At 57.6% G+C, this 17,480-nt stretch carries 13 protein-coding genes and 1 pseudogene; 6 read left to right on the top strand and 8 right to left on the bottom strand.

The features are described 5' to 3' along the window. Window positions 1–93: 93 nt before the first annotated feature. The 5 genes from argH to argC form a co-directional block, all read right to left on the bottom strand. Window positions 94–1,482 (bottom strand): argininosuccinate lyase, encoded by a 1,389-nt coding sequence (gene argH / locus ACYVG7_RS21555; RefSeq protein ID WP_460885160.1) that lies wholly within the window; start codon window positions 1,480–1,482, stop codon window positions 94–96. A 121-nt stretch (window positions 1,483–1,603) separates the two neighbouring features. Next, complete coding sequence (locus tag ACYVG7_RS21550) at window positions 1,604–2,815, bottom strand: argininosuccinate synthase (RefSeq protein WP_460885159.1); 1,212 nt, start codon at window positions 2,813–2,815, stop codon at window positions 1,604–1,606. Further along, complete coding sequence (locus ACYVG7_RS21545) at window positions 2,815–3,732, bottom strand: ornithine carbamoyltransferase (RefSeq protein ID WP_460885158.1); 918 nt, start codon at window positions 3,730–3,732, stop codon at window positions 2,815–2,817. The genes ACYVG7_RS21550 and ACYVG7_RS21545 overlap by 1 nt, the downstream gene beginning before the upstream one ends. A gap of 55 nt (window positions 3,733–3,787) precedes the next feature. Continuing rightward, entirely contained in the window at window positions 3,788–4,567 is a 780-nt protein-coding gene (gene argB, locus ACYVG7_RS21540; protein ID WP_460885157.1) for an acetylglutamate kinase, read from the bottom strand. Window positions 4,568–4,581: 14 nt separating this feature from the next. Next, window positions 4,582–5,589: an N-acetyl-gamma-glutamyl-phosphate reductase gene (argC, locus tag ACYVG7_RS21535; protein WP_460885156.1), complete on the bottom strand. Its 1,008-nt coding sequence runs from the start codon at window positions 5,587–5,589 to the stop codon at window positions 4,582–4,584. A 240-nt stretch (window positions 5,590–5,829) separates the two neighbouring features. On the opposite strand from argC, the gene argE reads away from it, so the two are divergent. The 3 genes and pseudogenes from argE (at window position 5,830) to ybaK (ending at window position 10,366) form a co-directional block, all read left to right on the top strand. Beyond that, the gene (gene argE / locus ACYVG7_RS21530; RefSeq protein WP_460885155.1) at window positions 5,830–6,975 is read left to right on the top strand and encodes an acetylornithine deacetylase; all 1,146 of its coding nucleotides are present in this window, start codon (window positions 5,830–5,832) and stop codon (window positions 6,973–6,975) included. 148 nt (window positions 6,976–7,123) lie between these two features. Continuing rightward, window positions 7,124–9,754, top strand: a complete 2,631-nt coding sequence (gene ppc / locus ACYVG7_RS21525; RefSeq protein WP_460885154.1) for a phosphoenolpyruvate carboxylase — start codon at window positions 7,124–7,126, stop codon at window positions 9,752–9,754. Between the two features lie 150 nt (window positions 9,755–9,904). Continuing rightward, a pseudogene (gene ybaK, locus ACYVG7_RS21520) lies at window positions 9,905–10,366 on the top strand (Cys-tRNA(Pro) deacylase). A 76-nt stretch (window positions 10,367–10,442) separates the two neighbouring features. Here ybaK and ACYVG7_RS21515 read toward each other — a convergent pair. Both ACYVG7_RS21515 and metB read right to left on the bottom strand, forming a co-directional pair. Next, complete coding sequence (locus tag ACYVG7_RS21515) at window positions 10,443–12,875, bottom strand: bifunctional aspartate kinase/homoserine dehydrogenase II (protein WP_460885153.1); 2,433 nt, start codon at window positions 12,873–12,875, stop codon at window positions 10,443–10,445. A gap of 21 nt (window positions 12,876–12,896) precedes the next feature. Continuing rightward, on the bottom strand, window positions 12,897–14,063 hold the full coding sequence (gene metB / locus ACYVG7_RS21510; protein ID WP_460885152.1) for a cystathionine gamma-synthase: 1,167 nt from the start codon (window positions 14,061–14,063) through the stop codon (window positions 12,897–12,899). Between the two features lie 168 nt (window positions 14,064–14,231). Between metB and metJ the strand changes: the two genes are divergently transcribed. Continuing rightward, window positions 14,232–14,552 carry a met regulon transcriptional regulator MetJ gene (gene metJ / locus ACYVG7_RS21505; RefSeq protein WP_460885202.1) on the top strand — a complete coding sequence of 107 codons (321 nt, stop codon included), beginning with the start codon at window positions 14,232–14,234 and terminating at the stop codon, window positions 14,550–14,552. A gap of 313 nt (window positions 14,553–14,865) precedes the next feature. Here the strand turns inward: metJ and nudE are convergent, their stop codons facing one another. After that, on the bottom strand, window positions 14,866–15,429 hold the full coding sequence (gene nudE, locus ACYVG7_RS21500; RefSeq protein WP_460885201.1) for an ADP compounds hydrolase NudE: 564 nt from the start codon (window positions 15,427–15,429) through the stop codon (window positions 14,866–14,868). Between the two features lie 101 nt (window positions 15,430–15,530). On the opposite strand from nudE, the gene yrfG reads away from it, so the two are divergent. Next, window positions 15,531–16,217 (top strand): GMP/IMP nucleotidase, encoded by a 687-nt coding sequence (gene yrfG, locus ACYVG7_RS21495; protein WP_460885151.1) that lies wholly within the window; start codon window positions 15,531–15,533, stop codon window positions 16,215–16,217. Between the two features lie 136 nt (window positions 16,218–16,353). Beyond that, a complete protein-coding gene (locus ACYVG7_RS21490; RefSeq protein ID WP_460885150.1) occupies window positions 16,354–17,433 on the top strand; it encodes a calcium:cation antiporter in 1,080 nt (359 codons plus the stop codon). The last annotated feature ends 47 nt before the right edge of the window (window positions 17,434–17,480 follow it).

Below are 17,480 nucleotides of genomic sequence, written 5' to 3'. Positions count from 1 at the left end.
AGCGCAGATCCACAACAAAAATGGGGCCAATCAGGCCCCGAATGCAGACTCATAGTCCAGAAAACCGCGTGCTCCATGAACACGCGATGTGGCTTACTTGGCGTTACGCTGCGCCAGATGCTGCTCCATATAGACCAAGGCGCTATCGATCTGTTCTGGAGCCACACCGCCCTTTGCCACACGCTTAGCCAACGTCGACTCCAGGGAGAGAATGGGATAGACATCCGCAGCCACCACCGGGCTGAATTGCTGGAATTCGCTCAGGCTGAGCTCTTCCAGCGGTTTTGCCACCTGGATAGCAAATACCACAGCTTCACCCACAATATGGTGCGCTTCGCGGAACGGAATGCCCTTGGCCACCAGATAGTCGGCCAACTCGGTGGCATTCGCGTACCCACCTTGTGCAGCGGCGAGCGTACGCGCCTGATTGACCTTGATATCCTCGAGCACCAGACAAGCCATATCCAAGCAGTCGTGCCAGGAGTCCAGCGCATCAAACAACCCTTCCTTGTCTTCCTGCATGTCCTTGTTATAAGCCAATGGCAGGGCCTTGAGGGTCATCATCATCCCCATTTGTGCGCCGACCACTCGGCCGGCTTTACCCCGGATCAGCTCCAGAGCATCGGGGTTCTTCTTCTGCGGCATCAAGGATGAGCCCGAGGTTACCTTATCGGAGAGCTCGACAAAGCCCGCCTCGCCGGTATTGAAGAAGATGAGGTCTTCGGCAAAGCGCGACAGATGAACCATGGAGAGGCTGGCGCAATTCATCAGTTCGACCACATGATCTCGATCCGAGACCGAATCCAGACTGTTACGGGTGGCCCCGGCAAAACCCAGATCCAGGGCCAGTACCTCGCGGTCGATGGCATAAGCAGTGCCGGCCAGAGCGCCGCAGCCCAGCGGGCTCAGATTCAAGCGTGCCAGCGCGTCCTGCAAGCGGCTGAAGTCCCGCTCCAGCATCTCGACATAAGCCAGCGCCCAGTGGGAAAAAGTCACGGGTTGCGCCCGTTGCAGGTGGGTATAGCCAGGCAGTACGGCACTTTGATGCACCCGAGCCGCCGCCACCAGAGCCTGCTGCAGCTGATGGATTGAGTTCAGCAACACCTGACCCTGAGCCTTGCACCAGAGCTTCAGATCGGTGGCGACCTGATCGTTGCGCGAACGACCGGTGTGCAACTTCTTACCCAGATCGCCGACGCTTGCGATGAGTTTGCCTTCCACCCAGGAGTGAATATCTTCGGCATCGGATTGCAGAATTTGTTCCGGATCAGCCTGAACCTCGGCGAGCAGACTATGCAGCGCTTGTTCCAGACGCGCCTGTTCATCCACACTGAGGATGCCGACCGAGACCAGAGCCCGCGACCAGCCCACAGAGCCGACGATATCCTGTTCCGCCAGGCGATAATCAAACCGCAGGGAATCATTGAACTGTTTGAACCGGGTATCGGCTGCCTGACTGAAACGTCCGCCCCACAATGCCATGGTCTCATCTCCCAAACTTGCGCTACAAAATGACGACTCCCGCCATAGCAGGAGTCAGAAAATTAGGGCTTCCCGCGCCACATTACCGGTCGCAGGAAGCCGACAGCAGCAAATGCCGCCTTTATTTCTTGCTTTGCTCTTTCAAGGCACGAATACGGCTGGCCAGGGTGTAGAGACGGATAAAGCCTTCGGCATGGCTCTGGTCGTACACTTCATCGGCGCCGAAAGTGGCGAAGTCTTCGGAGTAGAGGCTGTTCGCGGAGCGCTTTTGCACCGCATTCACGGAGCCCTTGTACATCTTCAGCACCACTTCACCGCACAGGTCTTCGGCGATGGCATCGGCTGAAGCCACAATGGCCTTGCACAGCGGCGTGAACCAGCGACCGTCGTACACCAGATGGGAGAACTCTGCCCCCAGCTTCTCGCGCCAGGCGCGGGTGGTCTTATCCAGTACCAGCTCTTCCACAGCACGCAGCGCAGCCATCATGACGGTACCGCCCGGAGTCTCGTAGCAACCACGGGACTTCATGCCGACCAGACGGTTTTCGGTGATATCGATACGACCGACGCCGTGCTTGGCGGCGCGCTCGTTCAAGGTCACCAGCACTTCATAGGGGCTCAGCGCCTGGTCATCGACAGCGACTACTTCGCCATTGGCCACGGTCAGCTTCACATACTCGGCCTGATCCGGTGCCTGCTCCGGAGAAACCGTCCACTGCCAAACGGCTTCAGATGCTTCGTTCCAGGTACTTTCCAGCTCGCCACCTTCGGTGGAGATGTGCCAGGCGTTGGCATCACGGCTGTAGATCTTGGTGATGGAAGCCTTGCACGGAATATTGCGCTCGGAGAGGTAATTCAGCAGTTCTTCACGGGAGCGCATGGTCCAGATCCGCCATGGGGCGATCACTTTGAGCTGCGGAGCCAGAGCGGCAACTGCGCCTTCAAAACGCACCTGATCGTTACCCTTGCCAGTACAACCGTGAGCGATAGCATCGGCACCCTCAGCAATAGCCGCTTCGACCATCGCCTTGGCGATGACCGGACGAGCCATGGAAGTACCCAGCAGATAGGTGCCTTCGTAGATGGCACCTGTCTTCAGAGTCGGGTAGACGTAGTCTTTGACAAACTCGTCTTTCAGATCCTTGACGATACACTTGGAGGCACCGGAAGCGATGGCCTTCTGCTCGACCCCTTCCAAATCATCAGCACCCTGCCCTACGTCGGCCACGAAGCAGATCACTTCGCAGTTATAGTTTTCTTTCAGCCAAGGCACGATGGCCGAAGTATCCAGACCGCCCGAGTAAGCCAGTACAACCTTGTTGATGCCTTCCATTATTTGTCTCCTTGATTGATCAGTGTGTGCAGGACAGCGTTTTGCGCGTGCATCCGGTTTTCAGCCTCATCCAGGATGAGGGAGGCCGGGCCATCCATGACGTCAGATGTAATTTCCATTTCCCGGTGCGCCGGCTGGCAATGCAGCACATGGCGGATCCCGGTATTATCCAGCAGCCCTTGATTGATCTGGTAGGGCATGAATTTATCTTTTACCGCTTCCAGCGGGGTATTGTCACCCATGGAAACCCAGGTATCGGTATAGGCCACATCGAAACCGACAATATCCTGAACACTATCGGTGACAGCCAGACGCGCCCCGGTCACTTTGGCCAACTCCGCGGCCTCATTGAAGATCTGGGCATCCGGACCACAGCCTTTCGGCGCAACCACAGTCACATCGGTACCCAGAATAGCACCGGTAATCAGCAGCGAGTGAGCCACGTTGTTACCATCCCCCAGATAGGCCAGTTTCACCTTGGCCAAATCCTCATAGTTCTCGGCGATGGTCATAAAGTCGGCCAGCGCCTGGCAAGGATGGTAGAGATTACACAGCGAGTTGATGACCGGCACAGTCGCATGTTGCCGCAACTCCAGCAACGTCTTGTGGTCATAGACCCGCGCCACTATGCCTTCGCACCAGCGGGACAGGTTACCCGCGAAGTCCTTGACGGTTTCCCGCGAGCCCATGGCGCCATTTTGTTGATCCAGATACACGGCATGTCCACCGAGGCGATGGATCCCGATGTCAAAGGTCACCCGGGTACGCAGGGAGGGTTTCTCAAACAGGGTTACAATGCTCTTGTTCGCCAGGCTGGCGCGGAATCCGGCTGGATTAGCCTTCATCGCACGTCCCAGCTGGATCAGTTCCAGCAACTCTTCCTTGTTGAATTCCTTGGTCGTTAACAGGTGCCGCATGCCGCTCTCCTTAAAAGTCATTCTTCTTGTCGCGCTATGAATGCGCTTTGCCCTATCAGGCTGAAATGCGGGTTCCGATATCACCACCGGCCAGCAATTTGCTCAGCTGATCCGGATAGCGCCAGCTGGCAACACAGATCGGACGTCCCAGGCTGGCTGAAGCATGCAGTGCCGCTTTGACCTTAACCTCCATGCCACCGGTGATGACACCCTTGGCAATCAGCTCATCGGCCTTGGCTTGTGTCACCTCGTGGATCAACTGTCCCTTGCCATCCAGAATGCCGCTGACATCGGAGAGCATCACCAGATCGGCACCCAGCGCCTCGGCAATGGCTGTGGCAGCCTGGTCAGCGTTGACGTTCATCAGTTGACCTTCAGCGGTAATACCGATGGAGCTGATCACCGGCAGGAAACCACCATCCAGCAAGCTATGCAGTAAGGAGGCATCACCGGGTTGGCAATCACCCACGGCGCCCAGCTCGGGATCCAGTTGCGTGACCTGACACAGGCCACCGTCCGCCAGGCACAGACCCACCGTCTTGAGCCCATGCTGGATGGCTTTAGCCATCATCTGCTTGTTAGCAGTCCCGGCCAGAGCCCCTGCAATGATCGGGATCTGCTCGAACGGTGTAACCCGCAGACCATTCTTCTTGGTGCTCTTGAGGCCCAACCCCTTGAGCAGGTCGTCCACCAGGCAACCGCCACCGTGCACCAGCACCAGAGGTCTGTGCTGCTGCTCCAGAAACTGGGTCAGTCCGTCGAACAGCGCACTCAGCGCCTCATCACTTTCCAGCAGCGCACCGCCAAGTTTGATAATCAGGGTATTGTTGGCCATATCCGTTTGCTCCGTTACAGCAGACCCGCGGTCTGCTCGAATCCATAATTGATGTTGATGCACTGCATGGCCTGGGAAGAAGCGCCTTTAAGCAGGTTGTCGATGGCCGATGCCACGATCAGCTGATCCCCCTCGACCTGCCAATGCAGATCGCAGAACGGAGTTCCGGCGACACTGGCAATCGATGGCCATTGGGCACTCAAGCGAACGATAGGTTTGCCGTCGTAGGCACTCGCGTAAGCCGCATCCACCTGTTCAGCCGTCACACCATCGGCCAGCTGCACATAGATGGTCGCCAGAATACCACGGATAAAATTACCCAAATGAGGCTGGAATAGCACCTTGGTTCCCAAGTGGTGGCTGATTTCCGGTTGGTGTCTGTGCTTGAACACGCCATAGGGGTTCAGACTGACTTCGCAGAAGCTGGTGTTGATGGCCGCTTTACGTCCGGCGCCGGAAACCCCGGACACCGCATTGATGATCGGCGTGGTGCCCGCTTTGATGAGTCCTGCGCTCATCAGCGGCTTCAGGGCCGAGAGCGAGGCGGTGGGATAGCATCCCGGAACGGCCACCAGCTCAGCCTGGGCGATGGCCTCTTCATTCCACTCGGCCAAGCCATAGACAGCTTGCTGCAACCACTCGGGCTGGTTATGACTAAAGCCGTAATATTCGTCGTAGAAACCCTGCTCTTCGACCCGGAAGGCGCCAGAGAGATCAAATACCTTGATGCCCGCCGCCAGGAATTGAGGCGCCAAATCCATGCTCACCTCATGGGCGGTGGCCAGGCAGACCAGATCGGTCCCGGCTTTGGCTTCCTCCATCCCTTGTTCCGTCAGCGGCTGGATGGACAAGTCCACCAAACCGGCAAACCGCGGATACAGGGCCGCAAATGGTTTGTGGGCATCCTGGCTGTTGGCGGAAACATAGAGTCCCTTCAGGTGCAGGTGCGGATGTTTCTGTACCATGGCAGCCAATTCAGCACCGGCATAACCACTGGCTCCAATAATGACGACATTCAGCATGACAATTTCCGTAATGGCTCAGCAGAGTTTAGGTATCGGGGTACAACGGGAAACAAAGGCTGCAAGCTGATGCAGCATCAAGCAGGGTTGAGTCGTCGATTGTTTATGAAGTGACAGGACATCAACATTACCTTACAAATAGTCTCTTACCGTTTAGCGCCCGACACATCTTAATATTTATGCATCGAACTTGCATTTATATTATTTATCAAATTAGTATCTGGGCTGCAAGGAGGATGTATGGCAAATCTGGATTTTTTTACGTTATACCGGGATATCATCGCGATTCCGTCGATTAGCAGCACAGATCCAGCCTGGGATCAGAGTAATCAGGGGGTCATTCAACTGCTGGCCGACTGGTTCAGCCAGCTGGGTTTTCGGTGCGATATCACCCCGCTCCCCGATCTGCCGGGCAAATTCAATCTGGTGGCGACGCTGGGATCGGGGGATGGCGGCCTGCTGCTGGCAGGTCATACCGATACCGTCCCCTTCGACGCCGGGCGCTGGAGTAAGGATCCATTTACCGTGACCCAGGAGGGCGATCGGCTCTATGGCTTGGGCACCATTGATATGAAGGGTTTTTTTGCCTTTATTGCCATGGCGGTTCAGGAGATGGATCTGCGCCAGCTGAAAAAGCCGCTGCGCATTCTGGCCACGGCCGATGAAGAGACCACCATGGCTGGTGCTCGAGCCATTGCCGAGGCCGCCACTATCAAGCCAGATTACGCAGTCATCGGCGAGCCGACCGGGTTGGTGCCGGTGATGATGCATAAAGGCCATATGTCGGAATCAATCCGCGTCACCGGTAAGAGCGGTCATAGCTCGGATCCGGCCAATGGCGTCAATGCCATCGAGATCATGCACAAGGTGCTCGGCAAGTTGACGCTGCTACAACAAGATTTGTCGAAAAAATACCACAATTCCCACTTCAAGGTGCCGCATCCAACCCTCAACTTTGGCGCCATCCATGGTGGCGACAGCCCGAACCGGATCTGCGGTGCCTGCGAATTGCAGATCGACCTACGCCCCATCCCGGGCGTCAGCCCTCAGGAGCTGATGGTGATGCTGGAAGAAAACCTGAGCGAGATCCATGCCTGCCATCCTGGCTGCCTGCACATCAGCCATATGCATGAACCTATTCCGCCCTATGCCTGTGACAGCGCTTCGGAGCTGATCGCCGAAGCCGAGCAAGCCACCGGCCACAGCGCAGAATCAGTCAATTACTGCACCGAGGCGCCGTTTGTGCAGCAACTGGGCTGTGACACTCTAGTGCTGGGTCCTGGCTATATCACCCAGGCTCATCAACCGGATGAATATCTCGACCTGTCTTTCGTCACTCCCACCAAGGAAGTGTTGAAACATCTGGTGCAACGCTTCTGCCTGTGACCCACTTCGGCGCAAATTTCGCATAAATTTGCACTTTAAACGGGCTCAAGATTTGACCTGGCTAACAGATTACGGATAGATTGTACCCTCGGCCGGTGGGGGCAATTTTGTGGTAATCCTCACAACAAAAGGGAAGGGACGGACGATTATGCATGAGAAGTACGCGGCACTGCGTGGCAACGTGGGCCTGTTAGGTCAGCTTTTGGGCAAGACCATCAAGGATCATCTGGGTGAAGAGTTTCTGGCAAAAATTGAAACCATCCGCCAGTTGGCCAAATCCTCTCGCCAAGGAAATGAAGAGGCACGGCAAAACCTGCTGGATACGCTGCACGGCTTGAGCGACGACGAATTGTTGCCGGTTGCTCGTGCATTCAGCCAGTTCCTGAACCTGGCCAACGTGGCCGAGCAGTTCCATACCGTATCTCGTCATAATGAAGATCACAGTGGCCCGGATGCCATCGACAAACTGTTTGCCAAGCTCAAGGCAAGCAACCACTCCGAACAAGAGATCATTGCCGCGATCCGCGAGCTCGATATCGAGCTGGTACTGACCGCCCACCCGACGGAAGTTACCCGTCGCACCCTGATCCACAAGCATGTCCAGCTGAACGAATGTCTGGAACAGCTGGAGCTGTGCGACCTGAGCGAGCGTGAACGCAAGATCATCCTGCAACGCATCGAGCAACTGATCAATCAGGCCTGGCATACCAACGAAATTCGTGAACAGCGCCCGACGCCGGTCGACGAAGCCAAGTGGGGCTTCGCGATGATCGAAAACAATCTGTGGCCTGCCATTCCGAATTTCATGCGCCAACTGGATGAACGGCTGCAAGAGAACTTCGGTCTGCGTCTGCCGCTGGATGTCGCACCGGTGCGCTTTGCCTCCTGGATGGGTGGCGACCGCGACGGCAACCCGTTTGTAACCGCCAAAGTGACCCGCGAAGTGCTGCTAACCTCCCGTTGGGTCGCGCTGAGCCTGTTCCAGAATGACGTGCAGGAGCTGGTCTCCGAGCTGTCGATGATGGATGCCAGCCCGGAACTGCGCGCCATTGTCGGTGACAACACCGAACCGTACCGCTTCTTGCTGCGCACTCTGCGGGATGACATCAAAGAAACTCTGCAGAACCTGACCGCGCGCCTGCAAGGTCAGTACACCGAGAGCCGCGATCTCATCTGTCGCACCGAACAACTCCGCGAACCGTTGGAGTTGTGTTATCACTCCCTGCACGCCTGTGGCATGAGCATCATTGCCGATGGTCTGTTACTGGATGTGCTGCGCAAGCTGGCCTGTTTCGGTATCACCCTGCTGAAACTGGATATCCGTCAGGATGGCGAGCGTCACGGCGACGTCCTCTCCGAACTGACCCGCTATCTGGGCCTGGGGGATTACGCGCAATGGAGTGAGGAAGACAAGCAAGCCTTCTTGCTGACCGAACTCAATTCCCGCCGTCCGCTGTTGCCGCCCGATTGGCAACCGAACGCCGAAAATCAGGAAGTCCTGGATACCTGCCGCGTCATCGCCGAGACCGATCCAGGTGCCTTTGGCATCTACATCATCTCCATGGCCCGTCAGCCCTCCGACGTCCTCGCCGTGCAACTGCTGCTCAAGGAAGTGGGTTGCCCATTCCGCATGCCAGTTGCGCCGCTGTTCGAAACCCAGAATGACCTGCAAAATGCCGCTCTGGTGATGAACCGTCTGCTCTCCGTCGACTGGTACCGTGGCTACATCCAAGGCCAGCAGTATGTGATGATCGGCTACTCCGACTCCGCCAAGGATGCCGGCATGATCTCCGCCAACTGGGCCCAATACCGGGCGATGGAAGAACTGGTGGCGATCGCCGAACGCGAAAACCTCAAGCTCAACCTGTTCCATGGCCGCGGTGGTACTGTGGGTCGTGGCGGTGGTCCGGCTCATCAGGCGATCCTGTCCCAACCCCCAGGATCCCTGAAGGGTGGCTTCCGCGTGACCGAACAGGGCGAAATGATCCGCTTCAAGTTTGGTCTGCCAGCCGTTGCCATCACCAGCCTCAAGCTCTACACCAGTGCCGTGCTGGAAGCCAACCTATTGCCACCACCGAAGCCGAAGCGAGAATGGTGTGAAGTGATGGAACAGCTGGCGCAAGTCTCCTGCGACCATTACCGCAGCATCATTCGTGATGAGCCGGACTTTGTGCCCTATTTCCGTGCCGCCACGCCGGAAATGGAACTCGGTAAACTGCCGCTGGGCTCCCGTCCTTCCAAGCGCAAGCCGAATGGCGGCGTGGAATCCCTGCGAGCCATTCCATGGATCTTTGCCTGGACCCAGAATCGTCTGATGCTGCCCTCCTGGCTGGGAACCCACATTGCGCTGAATACCGCGGTGGCCGAAGGCAAGGAAGAGTTGCTGATCGAGATGAGCAAGGAGTGGCCATTCTTCCGCACTCGTCTGGAAATGCTGGAGATGGTGTTCCTCAAAGCCGATATGTGGCTCTCCGAGTACTATGACCAACGTCTGGCACCGGAGAATCTCTGGCCGCTGGGGCAACGTCTGCGCGCCGAGCTCAAGGCCTCCACCGAAGTGGTGCTGCGCTTGCGGCCGCAGGGTGGTCTGCTGGATGACCAGCCATGGATCAAGGAATCCATCAAGCTGCGGAACCCCTATACAGACCCCTTGAACGTGCTGCAGGTGGAGCTGCTTAATCGCTCCCGGAGTACGCCGGACGAGCTGCATCCGCAGGTTGACCAGGCGCTGATGGTCACCATCGCCGGGATCGCCGCCGGGATGCGCAATACGGGCTAGTCAGCAAGAAAACAGGCCGGGAGCAATCCCGGCCTTTTCGTTTCTGCTGCCGAGCAGTACCCTATCTCACAATCCGCTCGACCATAACCATCACAAACGCCATCACGATGGCTCCACTGATCCTGAACCATCATCAAGGAGAATAGGTGTATGACCCCTGCTATCCGCTTTCTGAAAATCGCCGGTATCGACTTCAATACCCATAGCTACGAGTGCGAAGTGCTCGAGGATTTTGGTCTGCATGCTGCCGCACAGCTGGGGCTGCCCGCTGAACAGGTCTAAAAGACCCTGCTGGTGCACCAGGATAAACAAGTGGTGACCGCGGTGATCCCGGTGTCCTGCATGCTGAGTCTCAAGGAAGTCGCCAAAGCGACCAAGCTGAAGAAGGTGGAGATGATGAAGCCGACGGATGCCGAACGGTTGACGGGTTATAAAGTCGGCGGTATCAGCCCATTTGCCCAGAAAAAACAGCTTCCCACTCTGTTGGATGCTCGGGCGCTAACCCAGGACACCATACTGGTCAGCGGCGGTCGTCGCGGTCTGTCGGTCGAGATCAATCCCCAAGACTTCATCCAATTGCTGGGCGCGACCGTGGCCCCAATCGGCGAATAATCAAACGGCGGCCCCCTCAGGGGCCGCCGCTATTGCTCAAGAAGAGACACTGGCTAGCCGTGCCCGAGCCAAGCCGCTAGATCGCTGCGCAGATAGTCCAGAGATCGGCCTGTACCGCGGCGGCCGTGACTTCGCGCCCGGCGCCTGGGCCTTGCAGGATCAGCGGATTGCTACGGTACCAGTCGGTCTCGATGGCGAAGATATTATCACAGGGACGCAGGTTGACGAATGGATGATGAGGCTCCAGCGCCTCCAGGCCGACACTCGCCCGGCCATCCCGCTCCAGCCGCGCCACATACCGCAGCAGTTTGCCATGATGTTGCGCCTCTTCGATGGCATCCAGCAGGCTGTCATCCATCTCGCTCAAGCGCTCCATGAACACTTCCCGACTGACGCGGCGCAAGGCATTGGGTACCAGATTCTGCAAAGTAATTTGCTCCGGCTCCAGGGCAAAGCCCGCTTCACGAGCCAGGATCAACAACTTGCGCCGCACATCCTGCCCCGAGAGATCCTCTCGTGGATCTGGCTCAGTCAAGCCGTGCTGCCAGGCCTCCTCGACCAGCTCGGAGAAGGGGCGCGAGCCATCATATTGCTGAAACAGCCAGCTCAAGGTGCCGGAGAAGATCCCGCTAACGCCATGGATGCGGTCTCCCGAGTGGGAGAGCATCTGCAAGGTACTCTGGATCGGTAACCCAGCACCGACGGTGGCATTGTAACGCCACTGCCGTTGGTGATCGGTGAAGCTCTGCTTGACCCGATTATAAAAATCGACCGGCGCCGAACCGGCAAATTTGTTGGCCGTGATCAGGTGGGCACCCAGCTGACCAAAATCCGGGTAAAAAGCACTGAGCTCTTCACTGGCGGTCAAGTCGATCAGGATCAGGCCGTCGAAACTATGCTGTTCGAGCAGGGTCAGCAGCTCGGGCATGGTGAAGGATTCCGGATGAAAGTGATCCACCATCGCCAGAGGATCCAGTCCGTGATCCGACAGCATACCGCCGCGGGAATCAAACACTCCGTACAGGGTGAGCTCCAGATGATGCTCGGCCTCCAAGCGCGCCTTTTCACGAGCGTAGAGGTTTAACCACTGACTGCCGATGTTGCCACGACCAAACAGCACGATCCCGGCTCGATGTGTCTGATGGAACAGAGTGGCATGCAACGCCAGCAACAGCGGCTCCAGGGTCACTTCCCGCACCACAGCAATCAGGCTCAAGCCCTCCTTGCTGGTCTGGATAAACTCCAGCGGCTGATCCGCCAGCAGGCGATAGAAACGGTGACACTGCTCGGCATGATCACAGACGCCGGCGCCCACCAGCGCCAACAGGCTGTAACCTTCGCGCTGAATGAGTCCAGTGAACAGCCCCTGCTGTTGCAACTCCAGCAACAGCGCCATGGCATTGGGCGCTGTCTCCGGGGTATACGCCAGCCGCAGCAATTTACGGTCCGGTTGGTGATGAATGGCCAGTGCGGCTAATTGCTGCTGGGCCAATGCCCCTTCGATGGTGGCAATCGCCTCGGCATAGCTCTGCTGGGGTAGAACCTTCAACTCCAGCAACACCACCTGATCCAGCGAAGTTACAATCCGCGCCCCCTGGACCAGGGACTTGCGCCGCAAGATCTGGGTTGAACCGGCGTTCGCATCATAACTGCAGCGCAGCGCCAACCGTTGCTGGCTGTCGAGTACGGGTTGCAGCGTGCGGCTGTGCAGCACGGGCGATCCCAGACGCGCTAGCTCGTTGGCCTCGGCCAGGGAGAGGCGTTCCAGCAGATGGGCCGATTTGACCCGACGCGGATCCGCGCTATAAACCCCGGCCACATCACTCCAGATGGTAGTCGCTTCGGCACCCGCCAGAGCGCCGAGCAGGGTCGCCGAGTAGTCGGAGCCATTGCGCCCCAACAGCAGGGTTCGCCCCTGAGCATCTGCAGCGATAAAACCAGTGACCACCACGCGCTGCTCGCCCAACTCATGGAGGATTGCCTGCAAGCGCTCGCGAGACGCCGCAACCGCAACGCGGGCCAACGCCGCCTCTTCGGCCAGCAAAAAGCGCCGGGAATCCAGCCAGGTAGCGGCATTCCCCCGCTCCACCAGCAGGGCCGCCAGCAGACGGGCCGACCAGACTTCTCCGAACGAGAGCAGGCGATTGCGCTCCAGAGGATCAGGAGTCTGACTCAGGGAGAGTGAAATAGTGTGCAGATCGTCCCGTAGCGCGTCTGATAACTGCTGGTGGGATTCGCCCTCCAGCAGACCGTCGATCAAGCCTTGCTGGTAGGTTTGCAGCGCGGTCAGCACAGCAGTCAAGGCATGCTCCCCCGCCTCCGGCGCATCCAGCAGCTGGATCAGCCGGTTGGTGGTCTTGCCGGCGGCCGAGACCACAATCAACTCGTCTCCGCGTCCCTGCTGTTCAATCAGCCCGGCGACCCGGCGGTAGCAGCTGGGATCGGCCAGACTGCTGCCTCCAAACTTGTGAACCTGACGACCCGCCGATACCGCTGCAGCTTGTGACATTATGTTCCCCGAAACAAAAAATTAGACGCAGGCCTTGGCCCGCTCGAAGGCTTGGTCCAGATCGGCAATCAGGTCATCCGCATGTTCGATACCCACTGACAGCCGCAGCAGCTGATCAGTAATACCGGCAACCAGACGTGCCGCAGGATCCATACCGGCGTGGGTCATGCTGGCCGGGTGGGCCACCAGACTCTCGACGCCGCCCAGAGATTCTGCCAGACAGAACAGCTCCAGTGCCATCAGGAAACACTGCATTTGTTCGAGAGTGAAATCGACCTCAAAGCTGAGCATGGCGCCGAAGCCCTGTTGCTGGCGCTTGGCAATCTCATGGCCCGGGTGGCTTGGCAGGCTGGGATGATAAATTTTCCGCACCAGCGGTTGCTGTTGCAGGTAGCTGATGATGGCAGCCGCGTTCTCCTGATGGGTGCGCAAACGAGGTGCCAGGGTGCGCAAACCGCGCAGCGTCAGATAGGAGTCAAAAGCTCCGCCGGTATGGCCCAGACAATTACCCCACCAGGCCAACTGTTCGACCAGTTGCGGATCCTTGGCGATCACGGCGCCCCCCACCACATCGGAATGACCATTGATGTATTTGGTGGTGGAGTGCACCACCACATCGGCCCCCAACTGCAGCGGCTGCTGCAACAAGGGGGACAAGAAGGTGTTATCCACCGCCACCAGAGCGCCGACCTGATGAGCGGCTGCACAGATAGCCGTGACATCCACCACTCGCAGCAACGGATTGGAGGGGGTTTCAATCCATACCAGCTTGGGTTTCTGTGCCAAAGCTTCGGCCAGCGCGACCGGATCCCCCTGATCGACAAACAGCACCCGGTAGTTGCCGCGCGCCGCGACATGCTGGAAGAGTCGATAGCTGCCGCCATAACAGTCGTGGGGCGCAATCAGTAAATCCCCACAGCGCAGCAGGGCCTCGGCCACCAAGTTGACTGCCCCCATGCCGGTACCGGTGATCACGGCACCACTACCGCCTTCCAGCGCCGCCAAAGCCTGGCCCAGAGTTTCCCGGGTCGGGTTTCCGGAACGGCTATAGTCGAACTGGCGCTTTTCACCATAACCGGCAAAGGTGTAGTTGGTAGAAAGATAGATAGGTGGCACGACGGCACCATACTGACTATCCACGCCGATCCCAGATTTGACTGCGTGCGTCTGTTGTTTGTACTCCGCCATGATGCCCCCTGGCCTGCTGGAAAATAGAAGTTGAATGCAGCTTACACCTTACCGGTCAGCACAAAAGCCGTCAACACTTCTAGACGTCTAAATGGCTTTACTGTCGGATTGCCATTACTGGCTATACGGGTTAAAATCGCGCCGGAACAACCAGATAACGGGTGCATGATGAAGACAGAGTGGAACGGCGATTATGTCAGTCCCTATGCCGAACACGGCAAAAAGAGCGAACAGGTCAAGAAAATAACTGTCTCGATCCCGCTCAAGGTACTCAAGATCCTTACCGATGAGCGGACACGCCGTCAGGTTAACAATCTCCGTCACGCCACCAACAGTGAGCTGTTGTGCGAAGCCTTCCTACACGCCTTCACCGGTCAACCTCTGCCCGGAGATGACGATCTGCGCAAAGACCAACCCGATGATATTCCGGGTACCGCCCAGCGCATCATGATCCAGTTGGGTAAGACCATCGAAAAATTCGACGAGTAAGCCCAACGGCTCATCAGGCACACGACTCAAGGCGACCGGATGGTCGCTTTTTTATAGCCGCAATCTGCCGTGCGGCAATTACCACGTCGCTGTGACTATGCTGCGCCCGCCGCGACCATAAAATCGCAGCAAAAAAAACGCGACCCTGAGGGTCGCGACATCAAACAAAGAGACAGATTTTTGCAGTGGATTTTTCCTGATCCGCATGGGCACAGCATCGGATCCATGCCGCTAGTCTATGTCAGCCACCGGTCCTAGACCGTGACAGAAAGCGATTTCATCGCGATATGGATAATAGTGTGCCAACCCGAAATCAAGGCAGATCCTGCTGACGCAGCCAGCGCAGGGCCAACATCAGCGCTGCGACACTACGCGACTCATTAAATTCGGGATCGTCCAATAATACCTCGGCCTCGGCCAATGGCCAGGACACCAGTTCCAGGGGTTCCGGTTCATCACCTTCCCGCCATTCCGGATAGAGATCTCGCGCTAGCAACAAGTCCATGCGACTGGCAAAGAAACCGGGGGCCAGTGAGACCTGCTTGAGCGGTATCAGCTCGCGAGCACCATAGCCGGTCTCTTCCATCAACTCCCGGTTCCCTGCCTGTGCCGCATTTTCACCAGCATCGATCACGCCTTTGGGAAAACCCAGCTCATAACTATGGGTACCGGCCGCATATTCGCGGACCAGTAGCAGAGTGTCATCATCCAATAACGGCACCAACATGACAGCGCCGCGGTGGCCGCCTTGCATCCGTTCATAGATGCGCTCAGTGCCATTGGTAAAACGCAGGTGCAGTGCTTCCACCTTGAACAGCCGGCTCTGGGCCACCAGCTCCTGCTTGAGTATCTGGGGTTTGCTCTTGTCCCGCGTCATCATTGTTCGGCTATAATCGCCGCCTCCGCCACCGAGGGCATCCGTTGTGGATGGACCCGTCTTCAGGTGGCCATTGTAAGCAAAGTCGGACAAGGAACACCATGCTCGCTTGGCAAGAGATCGATACCGTGCTGCTGGATATGGATGGCACCCTGATTGACCTGCATTTTGACAACTACTTCTGGCAGCGTCTGGTACCCGAACGCTGGGGCCAGGAGCGTGGCATGCCGTTGGATGATGCCCGACGTGAACTAGAGCCGGTGTTTGCCGCAGTCGCAGGTACCCTTAACTGGTACTGCACCGATTACTGGAGTGAGCAGCTAGGGCTCGACATTCTGGCTCTGAAACACGAAATTGCCGATAAAGTACGCTGGCGCGCCGACTCGCGGCCCTTTCTCGACGCCTTACGCCAATCAGGCCGCCAGCTGTTTTTGTTTACCAATGCTCATCCGGATAGTCTGGCCCTGAAAATTCAGCGCACGGCACTGGATCAATATCTGGATGGTCTCTATTCCACCCATGAGTTTGGTACCTCCAAGGAACACCAAGCCTGCTGGCAGGCCCTGCATCAGCGGCTGCAATTTGATCCGGCCCGAACCCTGTTTATTGATGACTCCCAGCGCATCCTGCTCGCCGCCCGCCAGTTCGGACTTGCCCATCTACTGGGTATTCTCAATCCCGACAGCCAGCAACCTCATCAGCAGTTTGTCGGCATCCCCGCCATCAGCGACTATGGCGTATTGATCCCGGAAGTTTTGGCTCATCCTCGCGCCAAGCCAATGCTCTGATTGTCTTAGCGCACTGAGCCCACGCTAATCAGGACTCAAACATGGCGAGGAAGCGATATCCTTCCATCCAAGATCTGTCATCATGGCTCCAGTGTCCCGCGCTTGGGCATCACCTTCTCTTGGCATAGGAGCCACCATGAAGAGTCATCCGTTATTACCCGCCTGGACCCTGGTTGCACCCATTGCCGGTTGGCTCTTGCTGGCCGGAACCCTATTCACTCCAGGCGCCTTCTACACCCTGTTTCTCGGTGCCGGACTGCTAGGCTGCGTATTGGCTGCCGTGCACCATGCCGAGGTCGTCGCCCATCGCGTTGGCGAGCCCTATGGCACTCTGGTGCTGGCCGGTGCCATTACCATCATCGAGGTGGCCTTGATCGTCACCCTGATGTTGGCCGGAGGCCCCGATGCCAGTGCTCTGGCGCGAGATACTGTCTTCGCTTCTGTGATGATCATCCTCAACGGTATCATCGGCTTGTGTCTGCTGGTCGGCGGCAGTCGCTTCGGCGAGCAGAGCTTCCGCCTCTCCGGCGTCAGTGCCTCCTTGGCCACTCTGGCGGCGATCGTCGTCCTGACCCTGGTGCTCCCCAACTACACCACCTCGCTGGCCGGGCCCGTGTATAACGCCAGTCAGTTAGGGTTCGTCGCGGTTGTCTCGTTGCTACTGTATCTGGTGTTTATCTTTGTCCAGGCGGTTCGCCATCGCGACTACTTCTTGCCTGCAGAAACCGATCTCGAAGATAGCCATCTACCGCCGCCCAGCAATGCAATGACCCTGATCAGTTGCGGTATGTTGCTACTTAGTCTGGCGGCCGTGGTCTTGCTCGCCAAGTCCGTATCCCCCTGGGTGGAGTGGGCCGTGGCAGCCATTGGTGCACCAGCCGCCCTGGTTGGCGTCATCATTGCCACCATAGTGCTGCTGCCAGAAGGGTTGGCGGCTATTCGTGCCGCTCGGGCCAATCGAATTCAAACCAGTCTGAATCTGGCCTTAGGCTCGGCACTGGCGTGTATTGGCCTGTCGATCCCGGCAGTGGCAATTGTCTCCTTGCTCACCGGCTGGACCTTGACCCTGGGCATCGATCTGAAATCTACGGTCTTGCTCACTCTCTCGCTGATGGTTGCCACCCTGTCACTGGGTACCGGACGAACCACCATACTACAAGGCGCGGTGCATCTGGTGATCTTCATGGTTTACATCTTCACCACCATAGTGCCTTAGTCGAGGCTATCACCAGCCGAACTAAATAGCCGATCCTAATGATGCGA

The organism is Pseudaeromonas pectinilytica (genome assembly GCF_054780855.1).
Note: the sequence above shows the minus strand (reverse complement) of the source record. Positions and strands in the feature narration are given on the sequence as shown.

Excerpts from the sequence above, each read along its gene's own strand:
- ACYVG7_RS21490 (WP_460885150.1), top strand. The coding sequence starts at position 16,354 with ATGAAGAGTCATCCGTTATTACCCGCCTGGACCCTGGTTGCACCCATT.
- argH (WP_460885160.1), bottom strand. The coding sequence starts at position 1,482 with ATGGCATTGTGGGGCGGACGTTTCAGTCAGGCAGCCGATACCCGGTTC.
- ACYVG7_RS21545 (WP_460885158.1), bottom strand. The coding sequence starts at position 3,732 with ATGCGGCACCTGTTAACGACCAAGGAATTCAACAAGGAAGAGTTGCTG.
- yrfG (WP_460885151.1), top strand. The coding sequence starts at position 15,531 with ATGCTCGCTTGGCAAGAGATCGATACCGTGCTGCTGGATATGGATGGC.
- metB (WP_460885152.1), bottom strand. The coding sequence starts at position 14,063 with ATGGCGGAGTACAAACAACAGACGCACGCAGTCAAATCTGGGATCGGC.
- ACYVG7_RS21515 (WP_460885153.1), bottom strand. The coding sequence starts at position 12,875 with ATGTCACAAGCTGCAGCGGTATCGGCGGGTCGTCAGGTTCACAAGTTT.
- ACYVG7_RS21550 (WP_460885159.1), bottom strand. The coding sequence starts at position 2,815 with ATGGAAGGCATCAACAAGGTTGTACTGGCTTACTCGGGCGGTCTGGAT.
- nudE (WP_460885201.1), bottom strand. The coding sequence starts at position 15,429 with ATGACGCGGGACAAGAGCAAACCCCAGATACTCAAGCAGGAGCTGGTG.
- ppc (WP_460885154.1), top strand. The coding sequence starts at position 7,124 with ATGCATGAGAAGTACGCGGCACTGCGTGGCAACGTGGGCCTGTTAGGT.
- metJ (WP_460885202.1), top strand. The coding sequence starts at position 14,232 with ATGAAGACAGAGTGGAACGGCGATTATGTCAGTCCCTATGCCGAACAC.
- argB (WP_460885157.1), bottom strand. The coding sequence starts at position 4,567 with ATGGCCAACAATACCCTGATTATCAAACTTGGCGGTGCGCTGCTGGAA.
- argE (WP_460885155.1), top strand. The coding sequence starts at position 5,830 with ATGGCAAATCTGGATTTTTTTACGTTATACCGGGATATCATCGCGATT.
- argC (WP_460885156.1), bottom strand. The coding sequence starts at position 5,589 with ATGCTGAATGTCGTCATTATTGGAGCCAGTGGTTATGCCGGTGCTGAA.